The sequence below is a fragment of the Spirosoma montaniterrae genome, assembly GCF_001988955.1.
Taxonomy (GTDB): Bacteria; Bacteroidota; Bacteroidia; order Cytophagales; family Spirosomataceae; genus Spirosoma; species Spirosoma montaniterrae.
Window position 1 is genome coordinate 5,770,838 of record NZ_CP014263.1, and the last position, 26,841, is coordinate 5,797,678.

A 26,841-nucleotide genomic window follows, 5' to 3' on the forward strand; every position below is an offset into this window, starting at 1 on the left:
CCCCCAATGGTGAACCCTTACTTTGTTCACAGTAACTTAATTCGCTCCACGTTCCCTACCATCAACAGACTGCTGTTCGGGCCGAACAACTGGTTGATTATGGGCCTGTGGCTGCTTATTGGTATGGGTACCGTAGTGGCTCAGAATCAGGATTCTACGGCCACCCCCGCCCGGCGCAGCACGGGCCGCCGACAGCAGCCCACCGCCCGGCAGATTGCCGCCGATTCGGCCCGTGCCGATGCCCGCCGACGCGCACAGGCCCGCACCGATTCGATCAAACAGGCCGTTCAGAACCGCACCGACAGCATTCGGGCCGTTCGCTCGGCCAACCGCCGACCCACCGTGAACTGGCCCGACCGCCGGGCTACGCGCTTCTCGGAACGGCCTTCGCGTTCGCCGTTCATTCTACGCGACCCCAAAGGTGTTTCAACTGATTTTCGGCTTAGCCCCGACGGACGTATTGGCGTGAGCGAACGGGTTCGCACGGGCGTGTCGCTGTCGGGTGCGCCAACCCCCAACAATGTACAGGGCCGCAGCGACATTCCATCGCCGGGCATACAGGCACCGGGCACTACAACCGCGCCCGATCCACTCGCACCGGGTGCAATTTTGCCCGGTCAGTTACCGCCCGGTTTGGCCCTGCCCCCATCACGCTACGGATTGCCCTACCGACCCGCCGAAACGATTCCGTATGACACCTACAATGAGCTTCAGAATCAGGCCGTTGGGCAAAATCTCTGGCGCGAATACGGAGCCAAACGCGACGGGCAGAGTGCCGTAAGCGGGCGCGGGCTGATTCCCAAACTCGAACTGCCGCCTATCGTTGACCGGCTGTTTGGCGGGAGTCAGGTCGATTTTAAGCCGAACGGGTTCGTAACGCTCGATTTCGGGTATCTTTATCAGTTTATCGACAACCCGATTTTGCCCGTGCGGCAGCGTCGAAATGGCAACTTTCTGTTTAACGAACAGATTAGTATCAACTTTAACGGTAAGGTTGGCGAGAAGCTGGGCGTACTGGCGAATTTCGATACCAAAGCCAGCTTCAACTTTGAGAACCAGCTCAAGCTAAATTACAAACCCGGCGGCAACCTGCCCGCGTTCGGTACGGGACAGGGCGTACCGGGTCTGCCCAATTTGCCCAACGCGCCGAATTTGCCGGGTGTAAACGGTGCCGCGTCGGGGTTGCCGCAGTTTACGCCCCAGAACGAAAATATCATTCAGGGGCTGGAAGTGGGGAATATCAACTGGGCCGTAAATAGTCAGTTGATTCCGGGTGTGCAAAACCTGTTTGGTATCAAAACGCAGTTGCGTTTCGGGCGGCTTAATGCCACGGTGGTCGGGTCGCAGCAGCGGTCGCGGAAGAGCGAGATTGTGTTGCGGGGCGGCACGTCTAACCGACCCTTCGAGATTCGGGCCGATCAATACGACGAAAACCGGCACTTCTTTCTGTCGCAGTTTTTTAGGGCCACCTACGAGTCGTCGCTGAAAACATTGCCGCAGGTGACGTCGGGTGTGAACGTGACACGGGTGGAGGTGTATGTCACAAACCGTACCAACACCACCGAAACGCTGCGAAACGTGGTGGGTTTTCAGGATTTGGCCGAAGGCAATCCCTACAGCCAGAACAACCCCAATTTACCCCCGTTCTCGCGCAACAACCGGACGCCAGCCAGCAACGAAGCCAACGGCCTGTTCAGTCGCCTGACCAGCAATGCTACCGACCCATTCCGGCAGGTCGACCAGACCAACGAAGCCCTGACAACCCGGTTTCAGCTTCAGAAAGGCACCGATTACGACCTGTTGCGCGGAGCCAAACGCCTGACCGACCGTGAGTTTAAACTTCAACCCGAACTCGGGTATATTTCGCTGGTAACGCCCCTTCGCAACGACGAAATTCTGGCCGTTGCCTACGAGTACACCTATCAGGGCCGACGTTACAAGGTGGGTGAGCTGACCGAAGATTACCAGGCCCGGCGTCCTGAAGAGGTGCTGGTGCTGAAGCTGTTAAAGTCGGCCACATTGCGCAACAATCTCCAGTTGCCGATGTGGAACCTGATGATGAAAAATATTTATTCCATCAACACGGCGCAGATTGCCCGGCAGGGTTTTCAGTTGCGAATCGTTTACAAAGACGACCTGACCGGTATCGACAACCCCAATCTTCAGGAAGGCCGACGGTTGCAGAATCGCCCGCTGGTGCAAATTTTCAATATGGACCGGCTGAACCAACAGCTTGATGCCCAGCCAGATGGTAATTTCGATTATGTCGAAAATATTACGATAGACAGTCGGTTCGGCAAAATCATCTTTCCGGTACTGGAGCCGTTCGGGTCGTTTCTGTCGCGGCAGTTCGATCCCGACGAAGAAGCACTCCGGGCCAAATACGTGTTCGATCAATTGTATCGAACCACGCTGGCCGATGCACAGCAACTGGCCGACCGCAACAAATTTTTCCTGAAAGGCTCGTTTCAGTCGGGCAACGGGACTGAGGTTCAGTTGCCCTTCGGGGTGAGCGAACAGTCGGTTCAGGTAACGGCGGGCGGGGTGCCGCTGATGCCGGGGCAGGACTATGTGCTGGAGGGCCAAAGCGGGCGGCTTCGGATCATCAACGAAAGCGTAACGAATTCAGGTCGCGAAATTCGCATCAGCTACGAACAGCCCGACCTGTTCCAGAACCAGATCAGAACACTGATTGGCACCCGGCTCGACTATGCCATCAACCGCGACATCAGTGTGGGGCTTACGGCCATGCACATGCGCGAAACCCCCGCCGGATTCCTGACCCGTGTGGCCCTCGGCAACGAGCCGGTCAACAACAGCATTGTAGGCGTAAACGTAAACCTGCGCAAAGACGCCCCCGGCCTGACCCGCCTGATCGACGCGCTGCCATTAGTGCAGACCAAAGAACTATCGACCATTCAGGCCACTGCCGAGGTCGCGCAGTTGTTTCCGGGCACGAACCCTCGTGCCCGCAACGAGAGCTACTTAGATGATTTTGAAGCAGCCCGCACTATTTTCGACCTGACGCGCCAACCTGTTCGGTGGCGGTTAGGAGCCACGCCCCAGCAGTTTCCGCAGGGTTCGTTTGCCTATCCGCTGCCGTTTGCCTACAACCGCGCCCAGATTTCGGTGTATTCGGTCGATCCAAGTATTTACACCACCAGCACGCCGGGTTTCGCGGTAGGTCTCGACCCCGAAGAAGCCAACCAAAACGTGTATGAGCGGTATTTTCTGCCGCAGGATTTGTTCCCGAACCGCTCACTACGGCCCGTGCAGTTGCCCGAAGCTATCCTGGATGTATCGTACTTTCCGAGCGAACGCGGGATGTATAACTACAACCCGAATCTTAATCCCGATGGAACGCTGCCCAATCCCCGGCGCAACTTCGGGGCCGTGACGCGGGCCATTGCGTCGGACATCGATTTCGACAATGCCAACGTCGAAAACCTCACGTTCTGGCTTATGGACCCGTTTGTAGGGGGCGATGCCGGAAAAGTGCGCGGCAATCCCGACAACAACCGGAACATTAACAACACCACGGGTGGTAAATTAGTCTTCAACCTCGGCGACATCTCGGAAGATGTCATGAAAGACAGCCGTTACCAGTTCGAAAACGGCTTCCCGGCCAGTGGCGTACCCAGCAGCACTACAGCCACAAACGACCGCGAACCCGGCACTGTGCCTACGCCGTGGGGCTTTGCGCCCCGGCAGCAGTTTGTGACGAATGCGTTTGAGAGTGGCGGGCGTGAAAATCAGGACGTTGGTCTCGACGGGCTGAGCAGCCGGACGGGTGCGCCCACGGCCATTGCCGAACAACAGTACTTTCAGAGTTACCTGAATGCGATTCGTCCGCGCCTGTCGGGCGAAGCACTGGCCCAAATCGAGCGTGACCCCTCGAACGATGATTTCCGGTTTTATTTAGGCGATGAAGCCGATCAGCAGCGGTACATTGTGGCGCGGTACAAGAAGTATATGGGCATGGAAAACAACTCGCCCGAAAACACCTCGACTAACCAGTTTCTGACGCCCGCATCGAGTACCCTGCCCGACATCGAAGACCTGAATATCGACAACACCATCAACGACAACGAAGCCTACTACGAATATGAAATCGACCTGCGGCCCAACCGGCTGGAGGTCGGGCGTAACAACATCGTCGACAAAGTAACGGTGCCGCACCCTACCGCACCGGGCGGGGTAGTAACCTGGTATCAGTTCCGTATCCCGGTTCGGGAGCCGACACGCAAAATAGGTAGCATCAACGGCTTTAAGTCGATTCGGTTTGCGCGGATGTACCTCACCGATTTTGCTGAACCGGTGGTGTTGCGCTTCTCGCAGTTGCAGATGGAAGCCAACCAATACCGCAAATACCTCGGCGACCTGAATCAGCGCGGCTTGCAGGAAGTACCCGAACCTTACGACGCCAACTTTACGGTATCGGCAGTGAACGTAGAAGAAAACGGCAGCCCGCAAACAACGACGCAAACCGGCGATAAATACGTGTACACCGTGCCGCCCGGCTACGTCCGCGACCGCGACTACACGCAGGTGAACACCATCGAACTCAACGAACAGTCGATGCGGCTGAGCGTAACCAACCTGCGCGATGGTGATTCGCGCGGAGCCTTCCGCAACACCAACTTCGACCTGCTGTTTCGCAAGCGGCTGAGAATGTTTATCCACATGCACAACGACCAGAACGAGAGCGGGCAGGTAGCGGCCTTTGTTCGGTTGGGTACGGATTACACCGATAACTACTACGAAATCGAGATTCCGGGACTTCGGGCCACGCCCCCCGGCAACCAGACCTCCGACGTGGTGTGGCCTGCCGAAAACGAACTCGATATTGCGCTCGAAGAATTGATTAACCTGAAAGCCGACCGCAACCGGCAGTTAACCCGGCGCACATCGCTGCCATTTTCGCTGCCTTCGGCTAACGGTCGCTACCGGCTGACAGTGGTGGGCAATCCCGATCTGAGTTCGGTGCAGTCGGTGATGATTGGCGTGCGAAATCCGCGTCAGTCGGGCGATGGCGAACAGCCGAAAACGTTTACCGTGTGGGTGAACGAACTACGCGCCAATGGCTACGATCAGCACGCGGGAACGGCGGCTGTAGCGGCTGTAAACATGAAATTAGCCGATCTGGCTACCATTACGGCGTCGGGGCGGCTTACTACCTTCGGCTTCGGTGGCGTGCAGACGCGCATCGGCGAACGCTCGCGCGACAATACCCTCGATCTGGGCATTTCGTCGGCTATCTCGGTCGATAAATTCCTGCCCGCCAACTGGGGCTTACGCATTCCGCTGTACGTCAACTACGATTCGCGTACTATCGACCCGCACTTCGATCCACTTGATCCTGACACGCCTTTGCAGACGTCGCTCTCGACCAAACCGGAAGGCGCAGATCGCGACAACTACCGGCAGTTGGTGCAGGACAACACCACCCGGCGCGGGTTCAACTTCTCGAATGTGCGGAAGATAAAGACCAACCCAAATGCCAAATCGCACTTCTGGGACGTCGAAAACTTTGCGTTTACCTACGCCTTCAACGACCTGAAGCGGACCAACATTCTGACGCAGGAATACCTGCAACAACAGTACCGGGGCGGCATTGCCTACACCTTCAGCAGTCAGCCGAAAGCGTTCGAGCCGTTTCGTAACAAAAACAGTTTCGAGGCTCCGTACCTGCGCTGGCTGAAAGATTTTAACCTGACGTTGCTGCCTTCGTTGGTCAGCGTTCGGACCGATATGGACCGCAGTTTTATCAAAACCCAACTGCGGTCGTCTGACCTGACTACTGACGGCATTACGCCCCAGTTTGAAAAGTATTTCCTGTTCAACCGCTATTACGACCTGACCTGGAACCTCACGCGCAGTTTGGTGGTCACGTACCGCGCTCAGGCTAATTCGATCATCGACGAACCGGCGGGCGACATCAATACACAGGCCAAACGCGATTCGATCATCAGCAGCATCAAGCAGTTGGGCCGATTGAAAAACTATGTGCAGGACATTCGGGCTACGTACCGCCTGCCGCTCGACAAAATACCGCTGCTGGACTGGATTGCCGCCGATGCAGTTTATGGCATGGGCTACCAGTTCCAGGCTAACTCGTTCGGTATTGCCGATACGCTGGGTGTGCCGTTTGGCAATACCGTTCGCAACAACCGAGAGCGGGGAATCACGGGTCGTGTCGACCTTATTCGGCTGTACAACAAGATTCGTTATTTACGCTTTGCCAACACGCCATCGCCCGTGCGGAAGAATTTTGCCCGAAACCCCGGCGATGTAGAAGACATTCAGCGCAGCGAAAGCAAAGTGCTGAAAAACTTTACGCGGGCCTTGCTCACCGTGCGCGGTATCAATTTCTCGTACACGTTGCAGGAATCCACGATTCTGCCGGGTTTTTTGCCCACCCCCCGATTCTTCGGCGTTACCTCCGACAACGCGCCGGGTTTGGGCTTCGTGCTGGGCAGTCAGGACCCAACAATTCATTACCGGGCGGCTGCAAAGGGCTGGCTCACACCCAGCACCGTGCTGAATACGGCGTTCCAGCAAACGCGGGCGCACAATTTCAACGCACGTACCACGCTGGAGCCGTTTAAAGATTTTCGAATGCAGGTTGAATGGCGGCTGACCCGCTCCGATGCGTACCAGGAATTTTACCGACCGGGGGCCATTGGCGGGCCATTCGAGACACAATCGCCCGTGCGCAATGGGCAGTTCGCCATGTCGTTCTGGTCGTTCCGAACAGCGTTTATCGGGCTGCGTGACGATAGTTCATCGCCCATTTTCGACCGCTTTGAAAGCTACCGGCAGCACTTTGTCGAAAGACTGACAAGGGCAAATCCTGAAACGCGCGGGCGGTACGACGTAACCTCGCAGGACGTGCTGATTCCGGCGTTTTTCGCGGCCTACAGCGGGCAACCTATTGAAAAAGCGCAGCTATCGCCGTTCTACAGTTTCCCGCTGCCCAACTGGCGCGTTGACTACAACGGGCTGTCGGGGCTGGGGCTGATTCGGAAGAATTTCAGCGCGTTTACGCTCACGCATAGCTACACCTCGAACTACAGCGTCGGTAATTTTATTTCGAACTTAGACTATGGCGCGGCCTACGTGAACTTAGCCGTGCAATACGACCCGACCCGCGTAAACGTGGTGAACCAACTGGGGCAGTATGTACCGATTTTCGCGATGAGTACCATCACCATGTCGGAGAAATTCGCGCCCATGCTGGGGGTTCAGTTTCAGACCAAAAACCGCATCAGCGGGCGGCTCGAATACAACCAAAGCCGCGACATTGCGCTGAGCCTATCAAACGCGCAGGTGGCCGAACTGAGCAACAAAGATCTGACTGCTTCGGTGGGCTTCACGCGGCAGAACGTGCGGTTGCCGTTCCGGGTCAACGGGGCGTATAAGAAACTGAAAAACGACCTTACATTCTCCTGCAACCTGACATTGCGCGATACCCGCGCCATTCAACGCAAGTTAGACGCCGAGCAGATTATTACGGCGGGGAACGTAAACTTCCAGTTGCGGCCCCAACTCAGCTACATCGTCAACCGGCGGCTTAACCTCAATTTCTACTTCGACCGTACCTTCAACGATCCGCTCGTCTCCAATTCGTTCCGCCGGGCCACTACCGCTGGTGGAGTGCAGGTGCGGTTTAACCTTGCCGAGTAGGAGGCCCATCATTCATTTGTTGCTTCTCCCAACGGAATTGCGCAAAATTGGGTTCTATAGGAAACAACGTTACAAAATGGGTCGATGGGGATGGTGCCTGATGGCAATGGGGTTGGCTTTATCATCGGCCTGGGGTCAGCAGCAAACAACACCTCGCTATGCACAGCGCGGGCTGGGCAAGTTTGTTTATCAGACACTTAACGACACGTCGTCGGCAGCTTCGTCGCGGGTATTGGTGTTTCCGGCGGCTGGCTTTTCGCCCGAAACCAGTCTGGAAATCGGATTGCGGGTGTTTTCGCTATACTACGCTAAGGGGGATACCGCTGTAAACCGACTGAGCGAACTGGTTTTATATGGCTTCGTAACGCTGCGCGGGCAGTTTGGGGCGCAGCTCGAAAATGCTATCTATTCTGATAAAAATACGTATTACCTGTTGGGCCGGGCGCGGTATCAGCAGTTTCCGTTGCTGTATTTTGGTATTGGGCCAAATACTAAACCCGATAATCCGGCATTGGTCAATTCGCATTATTTTCAAACGCGACAGCGGGTGCTGCGTAAAGTGATCGAGAATTGGTACATAGGTCCTGAAATTGACTTTCAGAGTCTACAACGGATTGAATTCGAGCGGGTTGATCCGAATGCGTTCGATATACCGCTGGGCGGGCGAGGCTCCACTACCCTTGAATTGGGCGTGGCAATCGTGTACGATGATCGCAAAAACGTGCTGAACGTGCGAAAAGGTGCTTTTTTTGAAACCGCTGCGCTCCGAAACGTTCGTCTTAATAACGACTTTCAATTTCAACGACTGCTGTTCGATGCCCGCTTTTTCCGACCGTTAGGGCGGTACAATCGAGTACTGGGCATTCAGGCTATCGGTACGTTTATGGAAGGCGACGTGCCGTTCAACAATCTTGCGTTGCTGGGTGGCGAAAGTGCCATGCGCGGCTACTACTTAGGCCGTTACCGCGACAAAAATCTGCTGGCGGCTCAGGCCGAACTGCGCTGGTTGCCGTTTAATTTCAGTAAACGGTGGGGTGGTACGGTATTTGGGGGCGTAGGCACGGTAGCACCAACGCTGAGCAGTCTGCAACTCAATCAGTTCCGCTGGGCCGTTGGCGGTGGCATACGATTCCTGTTTTTCCAGAAGAAAGACGTATATCTGCGGGCCGACCTGGGCTTCACCCGCGAAGGCACGGGCCTCTACTTCTCCCTCGGTGAAGCGTTCTGAATAAAGAACTACGTAAATTATTCACGCGGTTGCTGAGCATAGTCAGAGCCTACGCCAAATGGGGGTGCAGTTAACGTCATAGGTGTTTGCAAATTCGGCCCGGTATCGCGTATTTTGTGCGTATCAAGATTAATCATTTCGCAATGAATTTTCCCGCAGAACTGAGTTATACGCAAGATCACGAATGGATTCGGATGGAAGCCGACGGAACCGCCGTTGTTGGCATTACCGATTTCGCACAGCACGAACTGGGCGACATTGTGTTTATTGATGTGAATACAATCGGGCAAACACTGGCAAAAGGTGAAGTTTTCGGGTCGGTAGAAGCCGTTAAAACCGTGTCTGACCTGTTTTTGCCGATTACCGGCGAAATACTGGAACTGAACGAAGCTATCGAAAAAACGCCTGAACTGCTCAATAGCGACCCTTACGGCGAGGGCTGGATTATCCGGCTGAAACCTGCTGAAGAGGCTACTGACCTGCTTACTGCCGAAGCGTATCAGGAACTGGTTGGTGCGTAAGTGTTCGTTTGAAAGGCAAGGTTCGACCCTTGAACAAGTAAAAGAAAGGCTCCGTTAGGGGCTGTTTTTTTGTCATGCAACTGCTGATTCGTGCTGCCCGTGTTATTGATGCTGCTTCGTCGTTCGATGGGCAGACGTGTGATTTGTTGATTGAAAACGGCCTGATTCGCCAAATCGGGACTGATTTAATCGCTGATGAAGGTGTTCAGGTAGTAGCAGCCAATAATTTACACGTTTCGCCGGGTTGGATCGATATGCGGGCGTCGGCACAGGACCCCGGCTTTGAGCAGAAAGAAGACCTGACGAGCCTGTGCCGGGCGGCTGCGGCTGGTGGCTTTACCGATGTGGCCGTGCTGCCTAATACACAGCCCGTTGTCGATGCCAAAGGTACGCTGGGCTATATTCGACGCATGGCCGAAGGGCAACCCGTTAGCATACACGTTGTTGCTGCTATTACGCAAAAAGCAGCCGGGGAGAATTTCACCGACATGCTCGATTTGCACCATGCCGGGGCCGTTGCGTTCTCAGATGGGCACCATCCGTTGCAAAACCCCGACCTGTTGCTGAAAACGCTGCAATACCTCCAGCCCGTGGGCGGTTTGCTGATGAACCGACCTGAAGAAACGCTATTGACTCGCTACGGGCAGATGCACGAAGGAGTTCAGAGTACGCTGCTGGGTCTGAAAGGCATGCCCGCACTGGCCGAAGAGATTATGATTGAACGCGACCTCCGCCTGCTCGATTATGTAACGCGGGTGGAAATCCGCGAAGAACAAGAGCCAACAGGTGGGCTTCCCCCCGCGTTACATTTCTCCACTATTTCCACGGCCCGGTCGGTTGAGTTGATTCGGCGTGCAAAGGCAGAAGGAATGCCGGTCAGTTGCGACGTGGCGGTTCATCAGCTCGTTTTCGATGATTCGGCATTGGCTGGCTTCGATACTAATTTAAAAGTAAATCCACCCCTGCGCACTGCTCATGACGTAACCGCACTTTGGGCCGGGCTATCTGATGGCACCATCGACGCTGTTGTGTCGGACCATCAGCCGCAGGATGCTGAAAGTAAAAACGTGGAATTCGACATGGCCGAATTTGGCATGATCGGGCTGGAAACAGTGTTTGGGGCCATGATGACCTATAATCGGGGTATTTCGCTGGCGCAACTCATCGAAAAAATAACCACCCGACCCCGGCAGTTACTGCGGCTTCCTCCCGTGTTGATTGCTGAGGGAGAACCGGCCCGGCTAACTTTGTTCGATCCGGCAGATTCGTGGACGTTCAGCCAAACACGGTCGAAGTCGCTAAATACGCCGTTTCTGGGAAAAACACTCACGGGCCGCGTTATTGGAACGGTGCATCAGGGGCGGCTCAATCAAACATAAGATGAACAATATTGTCAGTTATTTCAATCACCCGCTCCTGAAAATTCCGCTTCTGGCGGGATTGATGACGGGTGTATTGTGTTTTTTTTACTTCCTCGCGCTCTATGTAGTTGGTGTGCCTGCTTTGGGAAACATCCGCGTGCTCGACTATGGTATTCACGTCATTACGCTCGTCGGCACGATTTGGTATTATCGAAAATACGTAGGAATGGGCCGGCTGCACCTCTGGGAAGGGCTGACCATCGGTTATGTACTTAACACAATGGCCGCTCTCCTGACGGGCTGGCTTATCTACCTGTTTGTGACGTATGTCGACCCCGCCGTCTGGGCCGAGTATGTAGTGAACTCGAAGAAATTGCTGCTTGACGGCAAAAAACAGATTATCGATCAGTTTGGGCCGGAAACGTTTCAGCAACAGTGGGATAAAACGACCACTATGCAGCCGGGGGTACTGATTCCTGATGAACTGACCAAGAAAACGGCATTGGCCGTATTGCCAGTACTGATTATTTCGCTTATCTTCCGTAAGCAGGACTACAGTGTACTAAATCCTTAAACTGACTTATTATTTATGAACGGACAACCAACCCCCGCCCGCGTCGCCCTGAAATGGGGCCTTATTCTGGGAATTGCCCTGATTGTGTATTCGCTTGCTTTGTTCCTAACCGATAACGTGGGTAACACGGGTTTGGGCTTTATTTCGTATGCCTTGTCGATTGGTGGTATCATTCTGGCGATGCGCGAGTTCCGCACCCTGAACGGAGGCTACATGAGCTACGGCGAAGGACTAACTGTCGGTACGCTTACGTCGGGTATATCGGGTTTATTATCGTCCCTATTTTCAACGTTCTACACCACTGTTATCGACACGGGCGTTATGGAGCGCATGGCTGACCAAACGCGCGAAAAACTGGAAGAGAGCGGGGTGTCGGACGAAGTGATCGAACAACAAATGGAGTTTGTAAAGATGTTTCAAAGTCCGGGGCTACTCTTTGTATTCGGCGTCATCGGGTCAATTGTGCTGGGACTAATTTTCTCGCTGATTATTGCGGCCTTTATGAAAAAAACAAAAGAAAACCCGTTTTAACGAGGGGGTTTCGTAAGCGGCTGACTGCGCGTCCCGGAATTAATTCAGCCGCTTACGAAACAAACAAACTTCTTATGCTTGCCATCTTCCGAAAAGAGATCGATCAATTTTTCGCGTCGCCCATTGCCTACATCATTATGGGCGCGTTTCTGACGGCGGTGGGGCTGCTGCTGTGGGTGTTTCCAGATACCAGCCTGCTCGAAACGGGCTATGCCGATATGGGCACGTTTTTCAACCTCACGCCCTATGTCATGCTGTTTTTAGTGCCCGCCGTAACAATGCGCTCTATTGCCGATGAAAAGCGTACCGGCACGCTCGAATGGCTACTGACCAAGCCCGTAGGTCGCTGGGGTGTCGTAGGCGGTAAATTTCTGGCAAGCTGGCTGTTGGTTGCGTTGATGTTGCTGCCCACGCTGCTTTACTACTGGACGCTCTACCAACTTGGTTCGCCCGTGGGTAACATCGACTCGGCGGGGGTATTTGGGTCGTACATTGGCTTGCTGCTGCTGGCGGGTGTGTTTGTGGCAATTGGCCTATGGGCGTCGTCGGTCAATGACAACCAAGTAGTTGCGTTTGTGTTGGGCGTGTTTTTCTGTTTTTTGCTCTATGTGGGTCTAAGCGCGTTGGCCGGGTTGTCGATGCTCGGCGTGGCATCGTATTACCTGTCATATTTCGCACTCGATGAGCAGTACCGTGCCCTGGGCCGGGGTCTGATCGATTCCCGTAACCTCGTCTACCTCAGCAGCCTGATTGTATTATTCCTCTTTTTAACGGCCAATCGGCTGAAACCTTAATACTATGTTGTTCGGACTGTCGCGGCATCAGCTTCTCTATGCCATCGCCCTCATCTGGACGATTACTATTTTTATCGGCTGTTCAATTCCCAGCAGTGGTATTCCCGACATCACCGGTAAAGACAAGATTATCCATGTAGCTATTTTTGTTCCGTTTGGTATGCTCTGGCGACTTGTGGGGCGGTCGTGGTTGTGGGTACTGGTGGTCGGAACGCTCTACGGCATCCTGATCGAAGTCTGGCAAGGTGCTCTGCCCATTGGCCGCGAAGCCGATGTGTACGATGCCATCGCCGACACCATCGGCACCATTCTCGGCATCATGGCAGGCTGGGCAGTATTGAAAATAGGGGGGAGGGGACTGAAGGGGTAAGGGTGTAAGGGGTAAGGGGGTAAGGGGGTAAGGAGTAGGGTTAGAATAGGTGGTTAACATACACTACACCTATTCCAGCCCTACACCTTACCCCTTAAACCTTATTTCCCTTCCCCCTTTATCTCATTGCTGTTGGGCGGTTATTGTTACATTTCTCCGTGATAATCTTGTATGACTGTGCGTAGCCCAGTTCGCCCGCACGGCTCAAGTCTCCGCAGGCATTGGTTTCGTCGCCCGAATCGTACCGGATAATGCCGCGCAGATAGTACGCTTCAGCGTGGCGCGGATTCAGTTTGATGGCACTATTACAGTCGATGAGCGAACCACGCTGATCGCCCATCGACGACCGCACAATACCCCGTATAAAATACGCTTCAGCATTGGTCGGACTCAGTTCAACGGCCCGGTTGAGGTCTTGTAAAGCTTGTTTTCCATCACCCAGCGAGTTTTTTAGTACGCCCCGAACCAGAAACGCGTCGGAACGGTCGTCGCTCAATTCAGTAACCTTGTACCGATCCTGCACCACCGACCCCAGCAGAGGCAACGTGCTTCGGGTAATAAAATCGCTGTAATACGTTTTGCTTGAGCTAACATTGGCACCCATGTCAATGGCTCTGTCAATATCCGTAATTGCCTGTTTAGGGCTTCCCAACCGGCTTTTGCAGAATCCCCGGCTAAACTGAGCTTTGTAGTGTCCGGGATTCAACTGAACAGCTTTGTCAAAGTCAGCCAGTGCATTTTCCAGTTCGGCCAACCGGGTTTTTACCAGACCGCGTCGGTAATAGAGGTCTGCATCGTCTTTATTTAGCTCGATGGCTTTATTGAAATCCACAATGGCTCCTTTAAAATCATCGAGTTTAAAGCGGGCATAGCCGCGTCCGGCGAGGGCAGTGGATTTATTGGGCGACTTTTCGAGACCCAGGCTGTAGTCGGTCAGCGCGCCTTTCAAATCATTCATCTGCATTTTGCAGTTGGCGCGGGCGGTGAGAATGTTGGCATCGTTGGGAGCCAGCGACGCAGCTTTATTGAAATCGTTCAGCGCACTGTTGACGTAATTTATTTGCATCCGGCACAACCCGCGCTGGTAATACAGGAGCGGGTCGGCGGGGCTAAGTTCAATAGCCCGGTTAAAGTCCTGCATGGCTCCCCGGAAGTCCTCCTGTTTAGTGCGGTTCAACCCCCGGTATAAGTACGCATTGGCATCGCTGGAGTTCAGATCAATGGTTTGATCGAGGTCGTTGTTGGCTCCCTGAATATCGTTCAGGCTGATTTTTACCAACGCCCGGTTGTAATAACTGGGTGCATTTTCGGGGTTGAGGATGATTGCCGACGTAAACGCTTGTAAGGCAGCCGGATAATCCTTGGCATTACTCTTCTGAACGCCCTCGTTAAAGAAATCTGCCGCCGTTTGTTGTGCCTGAATATAAGTCACAGTTAACAAAAGGAAGCTTGATAGTACAGATGTACGGTAAAAAAAGTGCATAAATGTTTGGGTAGTTAAAATGTAGGGATTACGGGCAAAACTACTTTTTAATAATTACTATCCATAAGGTAAATAAATAAAAAATGTAACTGACTAAATAATTTAATTTTGAAAATTGACTATTTCTTGCTCGTTGTATGAAAATATTCAGAAGATAGAAACTGTAGAAATGGTATGAAATCAGTTAGCGCATCCGGGTTTGCGAAAAAATCGCCAATTTGACCCTTCAAAACCATTGATAATTATGCACATTGGATTCGTTGGCTTAGGCAAAATGGGGTTTAACCTCGTTACCAATCTCATAAATCACGGGCATACCGTGGTTGGGTATGACATTAACGAAGAACTGGCGAAAGCAATAGAAACTGTTGGCGCAAAGGGAGTTACATCGTTGACCGATATGTACAACTCCCTGCCCGAAAAGCGATACCTATGGCTCATGATTCCGGCTGGCCCATTAATCGACAATGTAATTGAGCAACTGCTGGCCGTTATGCAGCCCGGCGACGTTGTTATCGACGGGGGTAATTCGCACTATCAGGACTCAATTCGCCGACACGCATACCTGAAAGAAAAAGGTATTGGTTTCCTCGACTGTGGCACAAGCGGTGGCATTAGTGGCGCACTTAATGGTGCCTGCACAATGGTTGGTGGCGACCCCGACGTGATTGAGCCACTGCACCAGGTATTCGATGATATTTCGGTTGATAACGGCTATCTGTATACCGGACCGGCAGGTAGCGGCCACTTTGTGAAAATGGTACACAACGGCATCGAATACGGTATGATGCAGTCGATTGCCGAAGGTTTTGAGGTGCTGGAAAAAAGTCCGTTTCCGTTCAACCATGCCGAAGTGGCCCGCATGTGGAGCCACGGTTCGGTTATTCGCGGCTGGCTGATGGAACTGACAGAGAACGCTTTCCGTAAAGACGCCAATTTAGACGGCATCAAAGGGCGCATGTTCTCATCGGGCGAAGGCAAATGGACGCTCGAAACAGCCCTCGACCTGGGCGTACCGACGCCCGTTATCGCGCTCTCATTGCTGACCCGCTATCGGTCGTTGCAGGACGATACGTTTACGGGAAAAGTTGTTGCAGCCCTACGAAACGAGTTTGGCGGCCACGCTGTAGCAAAAAATTAGGTCCTCACCAAGGTGTTATTAAAATTTTCGTTAACATTGTAGAAGGGTCTGGGCAGTTTCGATTGTCATAACGGCACAATTGAAACGGCTCAGACTCTTTTTGTAGCCAGTAACCGCTGTACCTAATTGTTTTCATGAAAGTATTGAGCACTATCCACGATCCTGTTTTCACGGCTCGCTCCTACAATTCGGTTGATCGCTTCTTTCTGAAACTTATTAAAGATGAGCGTGATCTGCCGTTCATCTATCTAACCCTGAAAATTACTTTCACGCTGATTCCGCTGGCGGTGCTGCTGTTTGTAGTGCCGGTGTTCAGCGGCCTATGGTGGGCTATTGCTGCCGTTCATTTTTTTATCAGCAACTTTCGGTTCAAAGGGCCGTTCGGACTAATGCTACACTGCACGAGTCATCGCCCGTTTTTCAAGCCCGAATACGGCTGGCTGAACAATTACCTGCCGTGGATCGTGGCTCCGTTCTTCGGACATACGCCCGAAACTTATTACAGCCACCATATCGGGATGCACCATCCTGAGAATAACCTCGAAGACGATGAAAGCAGTACGATGGCTTTTCAGCGCGATAGTTTCCGCAGCTTTCTGGCTTACTTCGGGCAGTTCTTTGTGCGCGGTGTGTATGATCTGCTCAATTATCTGAACTGGAAAAATCGCTCGAAACTGGCCCGGCGTGCACTCGTCGGCGAAATTACGTTTGCCCTCATTTGTGGCGGCTTACTGCTGCTGAACTGGCCCGCTGCGGTACTGGTGTTTTTCTTTCCGCTCGTTATTTATCGCTTGATTGCCATGCTCGGCAACTGGACGCAGCATGCCTTTGTCGATGCCAATGATCCGGGGAATGCGTATAAAAACAGCATCACCTGCATCAACGTCAAATACAACAAAAAATGCTGGAACGACGGCTATCACATTAGCCACCACGTTCGGCCTGCTATGCACTGGACCGAACACCCTACTTTTTTCCAGAAAACCATTGATAAATACGCTCACAATCGGGCTATCATCTTCGACGGACTGGACTTCCTGCAAATCTTCTTTTACCTCATGAACAAACGGTACGACGTGCTGGCCGCACATATGGTAAACCTGAACGGCACCACCTTTGCCGATGAGGCCGACGCCATCGAGCTACTTCGCTACCGCACGCAGCGCATCCCTGTCCGCCAACTGGTGCCGGTGTTGAATGATTGACGGGTTGACTGATTGAATGAAGGAATGATTGAATGGAGCGACAACAATCATTCAATCATTCCTTCATTCAATCAGTCAACCCGTCAGGACGCTCCGCCATCGATTCGGGCTTCGATAATTCGCTGCACGTTCGTGGGTACGTTCGATAGAAAATCGTAGCCGGTCAATTGCTCAAGTGCATCGACGGTTGTTACGTAGGCCCGCCAGGGCTTGTCGGCGGCAGCTTGTGTATTTGGAATATTGACAGCAATAACGCGCGTATTCTCAGTCACCATAAACGTAGCGTCGGTGCCGCGCGGCACTACCACCAGAATTTTCCAGAGCGTGGCCGGAACGGTCAGTTTACCGCCCGCCAGCGACGTAGCATAGCCGTTTTGCCCCGTACCACCTCCACCCGATGCACCGGCAATTATGAACACGTCGTTGCCCATTTCCATCAGTTGCCGCCCGTACTCCTCTACGTTTTTCCATACCTCGCGGTTGTGCCGGGGAGCTTGTGGCACGATGTTGGATAGAAGAAACGTGGCGGCATTATCTTCGGGCGTTGCGTCGCGGTCGTCGGAGGGGCACAGGTGGCCCCGGTCGAAGCCCGTGTTGGTATAATCGGACGGTTTCGCTGCATACCAGCCCTGCGGTAAGGACAGGTCGGGCCGGAAGTCGTTGGTTCGGCGGGCGTCGCCTTTCCAGACGGGGCTAAGCACCCAGCTTACCCAGTTGGCAAGGCCCCGGTCGCGGCTGAACGACAGTACGTATTGCGGGCGGCTGATGAGGTAATTATTCGGGTCATTGCTGCCTGCCCCACTGGGGTTGCCAAGTGCGAGATTGCTGGTTCGCGACATCGGTGTACCCGATGGAGCTACGGGCCGGATACCTACACAGGCCGACAGCGCAATGCTTATACCGACCGCTAACGCAATAGTTTTAATAGGATAATGCATCTGAATTGATTTTACTGACATTCTTACGGAACTTTACAACAGTTAACCCGGTCAATTGCTTCTCGTTGGCACCCATAACGACGAAAGCTCCAGATTGACCTCAATTAGACGAGTACCTGCTGTTATGGCTAAAAAAAAGCAACCCGCCGGACCACCCCGCCCGGCGGCTCCCAAACCTGCTCTGACTCCTGCTAATGGCCCCGTTCGGCCCGTAGCTAACCGGCCTGCCGAAACCACCGTTCGGCCACCTGCGCGCCCGGCACCCGCCCGCGCTGCCGAACCACCCGCTTCTGATTTACCCATCGACCGGCGGTATGTTGCCTGGTGGCCCCCCGTGGTGCTGGCATTAGTTGGCTTTCTGCTATACATAAACACGTTTGGCCACAGATACGCGCTCGATGATATTGCCGCTATCGGCCAAAATCTGTTCGTTAAAAAAGGTTTTGCCGGTATTCCAGACCTGCTGCGTACCGAGTTCTGGCACTTTAGCAACATCTCGCTGGGGTACTACCGGCCTTTGTCGCTGATTACGTTTGCCATTGAGCAGGAATACTTCAAAGATAATCCAAATATCAGTCATATGATTAATACTGGCCTATATGCACTAACAGGGCTGGTACTTGGCGTATTGCTTCAAAAATGGCTTAACAAGCAGGTTATCATCGCGTTTTTGATTGGTCTGGTGTTTATTGCGCACCCCATTCACACCGAAATTGTAGCCAATATCAAAGGCCGCGACGAAATCCTGAGCTTCCTGTTTATTGCACTGATGCTGCTGTCTTACTGGAAGCATCTCGAAACCAGCGAAATGCTGTGGTTCAAAGGGCCAATGTCCGACTGGCCGCTGGGTGGTTTGCTGGGTCTGTTCTCGGTAGTGGGCGGCTGGGTAATCGGCAGTAGCCTGATGGTCAATAGTTTAGGAGCAACAGCGGGTGGCGTTCTGGGCGTATTGATTATGGGTACGCTCTCAACAAGCTGGCTCGGGCTGGCCTGCGCGTCGCTATATTTTGCGTTCCTATCGAAAGAGTCGTCTATCGTTAGTCTGGCCCTGATTCCGGCCATGCAATACTGGTTTGCCCGCCGAAACGTGTGGCAGTCGCTCATTAGTTTGTGGCCGTTTCTGATTGTGGCAGCCCTGTTCTTCTACCAGAAACAAAAGATGATTGGCACCCTGAGCGGCACTCCGCCAGTCGACTGGGCCAACTACCCGTACAAGATTCTGCAAACCGAGAAATCGACTACGTTTAAGTTTTTGATGTACTACATCCGGCTGCTGATTTTGCCGCATCCGCTGGTGTATGATTACTCGTTCAACGTGATACCGTCGGGCGACAAAGGTGATGTTTTGACCTGGACGGGCTTTTTTACCCTGATTGGTCTGATTGTGCTGGCCTGGAAAGGTTTCGTAAAGCGCACACTCTGGGGCTTCGGCATTTTCTGGTTCTTTGTTACGATGGCACCGGGGCTGGGCTTTATCTGGTTCCGGGGCGGTATTTTCGCCGAACGCTTTACCTACGCAGCCGTAATGGGTTTTGCCTTTGTGCTGATCTGGGCGTTGCAGAAACTGCTCGTGCGTGAATCGGCAGAATCGCCCAAACCATTGCTGGTACGTTACGCGCCCGTGTTGGGACTGATGGCGGTGGTAACGGGTTTGTATTCGTTCAAGACCGTAGAGCGCAACCGCGATTGGGAAAACAACTTTGTGCTGTTCAACTCGGCCTTGCCCTACGCGCCCAATAGCTGTCAGGTGCAGCGGCACGTAGCCAACGAATGGATTGAGAAGGGTTTGAAAGACCGCGCCAAAGCCGACTCTATTGCCAACGTTACCAATGCTATCAAGCCCAAACCGTCGACCGATCAAATTAAAAAAGCACAGACTCTGATCGACACGAACATTGCTCGTGCTAACAAACACGGGCGGTGGGCACTCGACCATTTGCAGGAATCGACGCGCATTTACCCGAATTTTGGGGAGGCTTATTTCTCGATGGCGTATGTATTCCAGAAAATTACGCCCAATGTCGATTCGGCCAAGTATTACTACAAACAGACAATTCGGGCGGCCAACGCCTACGCCCCGGCCTACAATAACCTCGGCGTGATTTACCAGACCGAAGGTTTCGCTGAAAACAATCGGCGCAAAATTGAACTGGCGTCGTACTATTACAACCGCTCGATGGTGGTGAACCCGGCTTATCAGGATGGCAGGAACAACCACGCTAACCTGCTCAAAAGCACGGGCATCAACGTAACGGCTCTGCCCGATTCGATTATAAACAAGTATTGATGATTTGCACAGCCCTTCAGTACGAAGAAGCCCGCCTTTGCTATGAAGGCGGGCTTCTTTCGTGATGAGGGATTGATACCATAAAAAACAAACCTGCGACAATTTGCGTATATTCATGAACGCAATACCACAGCCCTCCCCGACTCGATCTAACCTATGATTCCTCCATCCAATGAGATGCTTTCAGACGAGCCTGTCAAGCTAACATCAAGTCTGATTAGTATTGATTATCAGCCTACTCTTCAGGAAAAGCTACTGCTGCGGGAAGCGCAACTGAGTCAGGCGCAGCGTATGGCAGGCATGGCAAGCTGGGAGTGGTATTTCGGCGATACCAAAATTCGGTGGAGTCCTGAGATGTATGTGTTCTGGGGTATGAGCCAGACGAAATTGAAGTAGACTTAGATAGTGTAGCGCAGTGGACACATTTAGACGACCTGCCTATTTTGCAGGAAGCCGTTGGGCGGGCCTTGCAGGGCGAAGACGTGGAAATGGAATACCGCCGGTATGATAAGTTTGGCCGGGAGATTTTTATTTGTACGATTGGCCGGATCATTCGTAACGAGCAGGGCGAACCTATGGGCGTGTTTGGCATTGACATGAACATTACCAACCGGAAAAAGCAGGAAATGAACCTGGCCGCGTTGAACCGCACACTCGCCGAAAAAAACCGGGAACTTGAAAAGCGCAACGCCGAATTAAGTGCCTTTGCCTATGCCGCCAGCCACGATTTGCAGGAGCCGCTACGCAAAATTCAGATGTTTAACAGCCTGATTCTGGATCGCGAAGCGAACCGGCTTTCAGCGCAGGGACGTGTTCACTTCGACCGGTCGATGGCGGCTGCCGAACGGATGCAGACATTGGTAAAAAACCTCATCATCTACGCCCGCACCAACACCGCCACCCGCCACTACGAATCGGTAGACCTGAACGAACTGATGGGCGAAGTAGAGCAATACCTGTACGAAACAATACGTCAGAAAGAAGCCATTATCGATTATGGGCCGCTGCCGGTTGTACCCGTCGTAGAATTTATGTTCTGGCAACTGCTGCAAAACCTGCTCGAAAACGCGCTTCGCTACTGCCGCCCCGGCGTATCTCCCGTTATTCAGCTACAATACGGGGCTGTTGACCAGTCTACCGTGGCCGACTTAGCCATTGCCGCGCCGGGTATGTATCATCAACTTACGTTTTCTGATAACGGCACAGGGTTTGAGCCGATCTATAACCAAAAAATATTCGGCCTGTTTCAACGGTTACACAGCCCCATTGATGCACTGACGGGAACGGGTATCGGGCTGGCTCTTTGTCAGCGCATCATGGAATACCACGACGGCTACATCATAGCCGACGGACGACCCGGCGAAGGAGCCACGTTCACGCTGTACTGGCCTATGCGAGCTGTGTAATCTTCATTGTCCTTCAATAGTTAGATAGAGCTTTGTCGATGTCTGTTTTTGAGAACAGGGGGCGATGTTGCATAGCCACAAACATACGAAACAGCCGGGCTTACCCCAACAACGCCCGCAGTGCATCGCGGTTGGCCTGCGTCTCAAAAATGGAGCGAACAGGTATCGTAAAACCGGGTATGGTCAGAGCCGTAATGGCATCGTTCAGGTGAAAATTACCAACAGCATCGAATGCCATAAATTCTTCATCAAGCCGAAACTGCTCGACGGTTTGCCGGGTGGGGTCAACCAGCCAGTATTCACGAACGCCGTGGGCCGCGTAGTCTTCAAACTTTATACCTCGGTCGCGTTTGGCGGTAGCTTTCGATAGAATTTCTACAACCAGATCAGGGGCTGGATGCTGCATAGTATCATCGCTGAATGTATCGGAAATTTCTTTACGCCAGAAACAGATGTCGGGTTCGTAATCATTACGGGTCAGCGTAATCATTGCCTTCTCCACATCCACTTCGCCGAGGTCATTATTTTCAACGTAAATACGAAGAAGTGTATAAAGCCGACCACTGGCCCGCAGGTGCCGACGCTTCACCGGCGAGTGGAGAATCACTTCGCCGTTGATAAATTCAGCTTTTACATCATCGGTAAGCCAGTCGTAAAATTCCTGACGACGTCTTTTCTCGTCGTTCAGCATCGACTGCACGCGGTTTATAATCAACTGAGCGTCGGGAGCATCGAAAAGTTCAGCTACTAATTCGTCAGTCATTTTCTTATTTATTTACTCGTGAAGATACAAAAAACCTACTCTTTCATCAACTCGGTCAGAATCTTCTGGGCCGCTACGGAAATCACGGTTCCCGGCCCGAACACGCCTTTTACGCCCGCATCGTACAGAAATTGATAGTCGGCGGCTGGAATAACGCCCCCGGCAATCACGAGAATGTCGCTGCGGCCAATGGTGCGGAGTTCGTCGATTAGTTGCGGCATCAGCGTTTTATGGCCGGCAGCGAGGCTCGATACACCTACGATATGCACGTCGTTTTCGGCGGCTTGCCGGGCTACTTCGGCGGGCGTCTGGAATAGCGGTCCCATGTCTACGTCGAAGCCGAGATCAGCAAAACTGGTGGCAATAATTTTGGCACCCCGGTCGTGGCCGTCCTGCCCCATTTTAGCAACCAGAATGCGGGGCCGCCGTCCGTCGAGTTCGGCAAATTGGTCGGCCAGTTGGCGGGCCAGCCGGAAGTTTTCGTCGTCCGATACTTCAGCCTGATAAACACCCGAAATAGACCGGATGGTGGCCTTGTGGCGGCCAAATGCCTGTTCCATAGCGTCGGAGATTTCGCCCAGCGTGGCGCGGTGCCGGGCCGCTTCGATGGAGAGAGCCAATAACCCCACCCCTGACCCCTCCCCAGAAGGGAGGGGGGGAGTAGCAGGCCCCTTCAGTTTATTCTGAATCTCCGTTAGAACAGCGTTGGTGTCATGTAAAACCTGCTCATTCGTGAAGCGGATGACATTGAACCCATTGGCGTTTAGGTACTCCGTCCGTGCCTGGTCATATTCGTGTTGTTGCTCGTGAATCTCGCCGTCAACTTCGATAACCAACCGGTTGTCAAGTGCCACGAAGTCCACAATGAAATCCTGTATGGCATGTTGCCGACGGAACTTCGTGTTCGCCAGTTTTTTCCCGCGCAGGTGTTGCCACAGTACTTCCTCTGCCGGGGTCGGTTCTTTTCGGTTAGCGCGGGCAAACTTCTTCAGCATTCGCCATTTTTCAGGATGTGTATGATAGAACGGTTTATCTCCAAATGCTTCAGGCATCGGCGTGTCGGGTTCCACCCCCCTCCCTTCTGGGGAGGGGCCGGGGGTGGGGTTCTTCGCAGCTTCATATAATGCTTTTAATGCCTTTTGTACGGCTACTTCATCCCGCTTTGCCTTTACCTCGTTGATGCGCCGAATCTGGGCATCGCGAACGGCCTGATTATCAACTTCGAGTAGTTCGATGTTGGTTTCGGTGTCGGGCCTGTAGCGATTTACGCCCACAATGATGTCTTTGCCGGAGTCGATGCGGGCCTGCTTGCGGGCGGCTGCTTCTTCAATCCGCAGCTTGGGCAGGCCGGTTTCAATGGCTTTGGTCATGCCGCCGAGTTGCTCGACTTCTTCGATAAGCGTCCAGGCGCGTTCGGCCAGTTCGTGAGTCAGGTAGTCTACATAATACGAGCCGCCCCAGGGGTCAATGGCGCGGGTAATGTCGGTTTCGTGCTGGAGGTAAAGCTGCGTATTGCGGGCAATGCGGGCCGAAAAATCGGTGGGCAGCGCAATGGCTTCATCGAGCGAGTTGGTATGCAGACTTTGTGTGCCGCCCAGCACAGCCGCAAGTGCTTCAATCGTGGTGCGGGCCACGTTATTAAACGGGTCTTGCTCGGTCAGGCTATAGCCAGAGGTTTGGCAGTGCGTTCGCAACGCCAGCGACTTCGGGTTTTTCGGCTCGAACTGCTTCACGATTTTAGCCCAGAGCAACCGGCCCGCCCGCAACTTGGCAATTTCCATAAAATGGTTCATGCCAATACCCCAGAAAAACGACAGACGCGGGGCAAACTCGTCGATGTTCATGCCCGCCGACAACCCGGTGCGGATGTATTCCAGCCCGTCGGCTAAGGTGTAGGCCAGTTCGAGATGGGCAGGTGCACCGGCTTCGTGCATGTGATAGCCGCTGATGCTGATACTGTTGAACTTCGGCATGTGGCGGCTGGTGTACGCAAAAATATCGCCGATAATCCGCATCGATGGTTCGGGCGGATAGATATACGTATTGCGCACCATGAACTCCTTCAAAATGTCGTTCTGAATGGTTCCCGATAGCTTCTCCGGCAATACGCCCTGTTCCTCTGCGGCCACAATGAAAAACGCCATAATCGGAATCACGGCCCCATTCATGGTCATGCTCACCGACATTTGATCAAGCGGAATCTGATCGAACAGAATCTTCATGTCTTCGACCGTATCGATGGCTACGCCTGCCTTGCCCACGTCGCCCACTACGCGCGGATGATCGGAGTCGTAGCCCCGGTGGGTAGCCAGATCGAAGGCAACCGACAGTCCTTTCTGCCCAGCCGCCAGGTTGCGCCGATAAAACGCATTCGATGCTTCGGCAGTGCTGAAGCCTGCATACTGCCGGATCGTCCACGGTTGGCGCACATACATACTGGCATACGGCCCGCGCAGGTATGGCGGAATCCCGGCCTGGTCTGTATCGGTATCCGGCGCATCGGCTACCGTAAACCGGGGTTTCAATTTTATACCTTCGGCGGTGGTGAAGAGTGTATTTACTGGTTTATTGATGCGTGTCGATTGCATGGTTCAGGGACCGTTGATACAGCAGTTTGGCGGTTTGCTGAATTTCGTTTTTTACTTTTTCATTCGTGAGCGTGTCCCAATGGAGCACGTCAAAAAAGAACGGCATCGGGCTATCTTCTTCCAGCACAAAATGAATGTGCGACACGGTTTCGCGTTCCACATCCGGCCCAATCAGTGCCAAATCGACGTCGGAGCCGGGTCGGTTTGTGCCTTTAGCGCGTGAGCCATACACCCAAACCTGCTCAACGTCAGGATGTTGCCGAAACAAGTTTGTCATATAAACAATGTCGGAGTCGCGCAGGCCGAAGGTCATGAGTTGGCAGTTTTCTCTTGTAACGTTTGTTCCAGACGTTCCAAAAAAATTAAAAATCACTCAAACTCAGCCGCCAGCCGCCGGTCGGGGAGGGTGCTGAGTGGCAGACGAAAAAGCGTCACCGCTTCGCCAATGGCGTTATCCGCTTCATCGAATCGATATTTATTGACCCCTACCAGCACCCGCCCATCACGAACGGCCTGACGCTTTGCCTGATAAGCCCGCTCAATCTCGGCTTGTATAAAACCCATCTCGAACGCTTTTGCCAGCCCGCCCATGCCCTGCACCTGCCCGAACAACGCCCAGGCACGCTCGGTCAGTTCGTGGGTAAGTGTTTCAATGTAATAACTACCCGCCGAAGGGTCGGCTACTTTGTCGAAATAACTTTCGTCGCGCAGCAGCACCGACACGTTGCGGGCGATGCGTTCCGAAAATTCATTCGGGGCATTAAGCAGCGTATCATACGGCTGAACCGTCAGCGCGTCGCAGCCGCCAACTACTGCCGCCATCGCTTCGGTGGTAGCCCGCAGTAGGTTGGAGTAAGGCGTGGCAGTGGCGTTATAAAAGGAGGACGTTTGGCAGTGAACGAGTGATGAGTGATGAGTGATGAACGATGAACGTTGATAAAAACGCTGGATGAGGACGCGCAGGGCGCGGAGTTTGGCGATTTCAAGAAAATAACTGGTGCCGACTGATACAGACAGCACGGTTTTTTGTATAATCTGTTCAGCCTGTAACCCAGTGGCTGTTAGAGAGTCAAATCGTTCGGCAAGGCGGGCGAGCGTGAAGGCTAATTCCTGCGTGGCGGTGGCTCCGGCGTTGTGAAAATCGTGGCTACTAATGCCCAATGTGCGAAATTGGGGCGAATCGAGCGTTAACTGTGTGGCTTCAAGGTTCGCATTATTGGTTAATAAGCCGCCTTTGAGCTGATACGGTGCCACTGTTTGTAGGGCGCGGACAAACGCACTTGCATCGCCTGCCAGTCGGAAAAAAACGGGCGTATCGCTCAGTTTGATGCCGTCGAGCAATCGGGCGAGGTCGGGTTGTGTGGGCAGGTTTAGCAGCAGCGCATCAGCTCCGCGTTCGAGCGCGTGGCGCAGGTGTCGGTTATCGCTTCTGGGGTCGTTGGTTAGCGTATATTCGGGTGTGTTGAGCCAGCCGGGATACGCTTTTTGAGGGTCTTGTAAGTCGCTAACTGCTAAACTGTTAAGGTCGTCGGCAGTGTAATATGGATCGATTGTAAAGCCTTCGGGCGTGTGCCAGCGCAACAACTCGTCGGCGCGTTCGTCTTTGAGTTCCCGGCGTACCTGCGCCAGCCAGTCGAGTTTGCTGGCTGGAGGGAAGGCGGGCGAGGAGAGGGGTTCCATAGCTGTCAATGTTGTGTGCTGGTAAAGGTAGCACTTTCTCTTTTTTAGGGCAAAGCCCCGGCTACGTTCCTAATTGGGCCAGTTGGGTTGCATTATTCAAAGGGATTCCCTAAGCGGGTTGCGCGTCGGTTTAATGCGTCTTAATTTTAGCTTAACGAATCAATGCAGACGGGTAGGCCGAACCGGATATTTCCCTACTTTTGTCTCCCTTTTTCGCCGGCCTGTAGTTGACTGTACTCACCAATATACTCTTTTTGACCTGTGAACGGAACGAATCAACCCGGT

The 26,841-nt window shown here is 53.2% G+C and carries 19 protein-coding genes; 13 read left to right on the forward strand and 6 right to left on the reverse strand.

Going from position 1 to position 26,841, the window contains the following annotated elements; translation table 11 throughout:
• Positions 1–6 precede the first annotated feature (6 nt).
• The 8 genes from sov to AWR27_RS24945 all read left to right on the forward strand — a co-directional run bounded on the left by sov (position 7) and on the right by AWR27_RS24945 (position 13,065).
• Positions 7–7,686: a T9SS outer membrane translocon Sov/SprA gene (gene sov / locus AWR27_RS24910; protein ID WP_077133685.1), complete on the forward strand. Its 7,680-nt coding sequence runs from the start codon at positions 7–9 to the stop codon at positions 7,684–7,686.
• Positions 7,687–7,762: 76 nt separating this feature from the next.
• A complete protein-coding gene (locus AWR27_RS24915) occupies positions 7,763–8,914 on the forward strand; it encodes a BamA/TamA family outer membrane protein (RefSeq protein WP_232325928.1) in 1,152 nt (383 codons plus the stop codon).
• A 143-nt stretch (positions 8,915–9,057) separates the two neighbouring features.
• Positions 9,058–9,435, forward strand: a complete 378-nt coding sequence (gene gcvH / locus AWR27_RS24920; RefSeq protein WP_077134196.1) for a glycine cleavage system protein GcvH — start codon at positions 9,058–9,060, stop codon at positions 9,433–9,435.
• A 74-nt stretch (positions 9,436–9,509) separates the two neighbouring features.
• The gene (locus AWR27_RS24925) at positions 9,510–10,814 is read left to right on the forward strand and encodes a dihydroorotase (protein WP_077133687.1); all 1,305 of its coding nucleotides are present in this window, start codon (positions 9,510–9,512) and stop codon (positions 10,812–10,814) included.
• A 1-nt stretch (position 10,815) separates the two neighbouring features.
• Complete coding sequence (locus AWR27_RS24930) at positions 10,816–11,370, forward strand: DUF4199 domain-containing protein (protein ID WP_077133688.1); 555 nt, start codon at positions 10,816–10,818, stop codon at positions 11,368–11,370.
• Positions 11,371–11,385: 15 nt separating this feature from the next.
• Positions 11,386–11,901, forward strand: a complete 516-nt coding sequence (locus AWR27_RS24935; RefSeq protein WP_077133689.1) for a DUF4199 domain-containing protein — start codon at positions 11,386–11,388, stop codon at positions 11,899–11,901.
• A gap of 74 nt (positions 11,902–11,975) precedes the next feature.
• A complete protein-coding gene (gldF, locus tag AWR27_RS24940) occupies positions 11,976–12,695 on the forward strand; it encodes a gliding motility-associated ABC transporter permease subunit GldF (protein WP_077133690.1) in 720 nt (239 codons plus the stop codon).
• Positions 12,696–12,699: 4 nt separating this feature from the next.
• A complete protein-coding gene (locus AWR27_RS24945; RefSeq protein WP_077133691.1) occupies positions 12,700–13,065 on the forward strand; it encodes a VanZ family protein in 366 nt (121 codons plus the stop codon).
• A gap of 118 nt (positions 13,066–13,183) precedes the next feature.
• On the opposite strand, the gene AWR27_RS24950 is transcribed toward AWR27_RS24945, so the two are convergent.
• Positions 13,184–14,497 carry a tetratricopeptide repeat protein gene (locus tag AWR27_RS24950; protein WP_232325929.1) on the reverse strand — a complete coding sequence of 438 codons (1,314 nt, stop codon included), beginning with the start codon at positions 14,495–14,497 and terminating at the stop codon, positions 13,184–13,186.
• Between the two features lie 295 nt (positions 14,498–14,792).
• Between AWR27_RS24950 and gnd the strand changes: the two genes are divergently transcribed.
• Positions 14,793–15,689, forward strand: a complete 897-nt coding sequence (gnd, locus tag AWR27_RS24955) for a phosphogluconate dehydrogenase (NAD(+)-dependent, decarboxylating) (RefSeq protein WP_077133693.1) — start codon at positions 14,793–14,795, stop codon at positions 15,687–15,689.
• A gap of 134 nt (positions 15,690–15,823) precedes the next feature.
• On the forward strand, positions 15,824–16,894 hold the full coding sequence (locus tag AWR27_RS24960; RefSeq protein WP_077133694.1) for a fatty acid desaturase family protein: 1,071 nt from the start codon (positions 15,824–15,826) through the stop codon (positions 16,892–16,894).
• 83 nt (positions 16,895–16,977) lie between these two features.
• Here AWR27_RS24960 and AWR27_RS24965 read toward each other — a convergent pair whose 3' ends face one another.
• Positions 16,978–17,832, reverse strand: coding sequence for a DNA/RNA non-specific endonuclease (locus AWR27_RS24965; RefSeq protein ID WP_083732966.1), 855 nt, complete (start codon positions 17,830–17,832; stop codon positions 16,978–16,980).
• Between the two features lie 124 nt (positions 17,833–17,956).
• Between AWR27_RS24965 and AWR27_RS24970 the strand changes: the two genes are divergently transcribed.
• The 3 genes from AWR27_RS24970 (at position 17,957) to AWR27_RS24980 (ending at position 21,525) form a co-directional block, all read left to right on the forward strand.
• A complete protein-coding gene (locus AWR27_RS24970; protein WP_077133696.1) occupies positions 17,957–20,119 on the forward strand; it encodes a tetratricopeptide repeat protein in 2,163 nt (720 codons plus the stop codon).
• Positions 20,120–20,275: 156 nt separating this feature from the next.
• Positions 20,276–20,515, forward strand: coding sequence for a hypothetical protein (locus AWR27_RS24975; RefSeq protein ID WP_077133697.1), 240 nt, complete (start codon positions 20,276–20,278; stop codon positions 20,513–20,515).
• Entirely contained in the window at positions 20,506–21,525 is a 1,020-nt protein-coding gene (locus AWR27_RS24980) for a sensor histidine kinase (protein ID WP_232326077.1), read from the forward strand. Before AWR27_RS24975 ends, AWR27_RS24980 begins: the two co-directional genes overlap by 10 nt.
• Before the next feature lie 100 nt (positions 21,526–21,625).
• On the opposite strand, the gene AWR27_RS24985 is transcribed toward AWR27_RS24980, so the two are convergent.
• From AWR27_RS24985 to AWR27_RS25010, 4 genes are read right to left on the reverse strand one after another with little or no spacing between them, the layout of a single operon-like run.
• The gene (locus tag AWR27_RS24985; protein WP_077133699.1) at positions 21,626–22,288 is read right to left on the reverse strand and encodes a Uma2 family endonuclease; all 663 of its coding nucleotides are present in this window, start codon (positions 22,286–22,288) and stop codon (positions 21,626–21,628) included.
• A gap of 35 nt (positions 22,289–22,323) precedes the next feature.
• Entirely contained in the window at positions 22,324–24,876 is a 2,553-nt protein-coding gene (gene scpA / locus AWR27_RS25915; protein ID WP_232325930.1) for a methylmalonyl-CoA mutase, read from the reverse strand.
• Positions 24,854–25,189 (reverse strand): nucleotidyltransferase family protein, encoded by a 336-nt coding sequence (locus tag AWR27_RS25005; protein WP_077133700.1) that lies wholly within the window; start codon positions 25,187–25,189, stop codon positions 24,854–24,856. Before AWR27_RS25005 ends, scpA begins: the two co-directional genes overlap by 23 nt.
• Positions 25,190–25,245: 56 nt before the next feature.
• A complete protein-coding gene (locus AWR27_RS25010; RefSeq protein WP_077133701.1) occupies positions 25,246–26,556 on the reverse strand; it encodes a methylmalonyl-CoA mutase family protein in 1,311 nt (436 codons plus the stop codon).
• Positions 26,557–26,841: the final 285 nt, after the last annotated feature.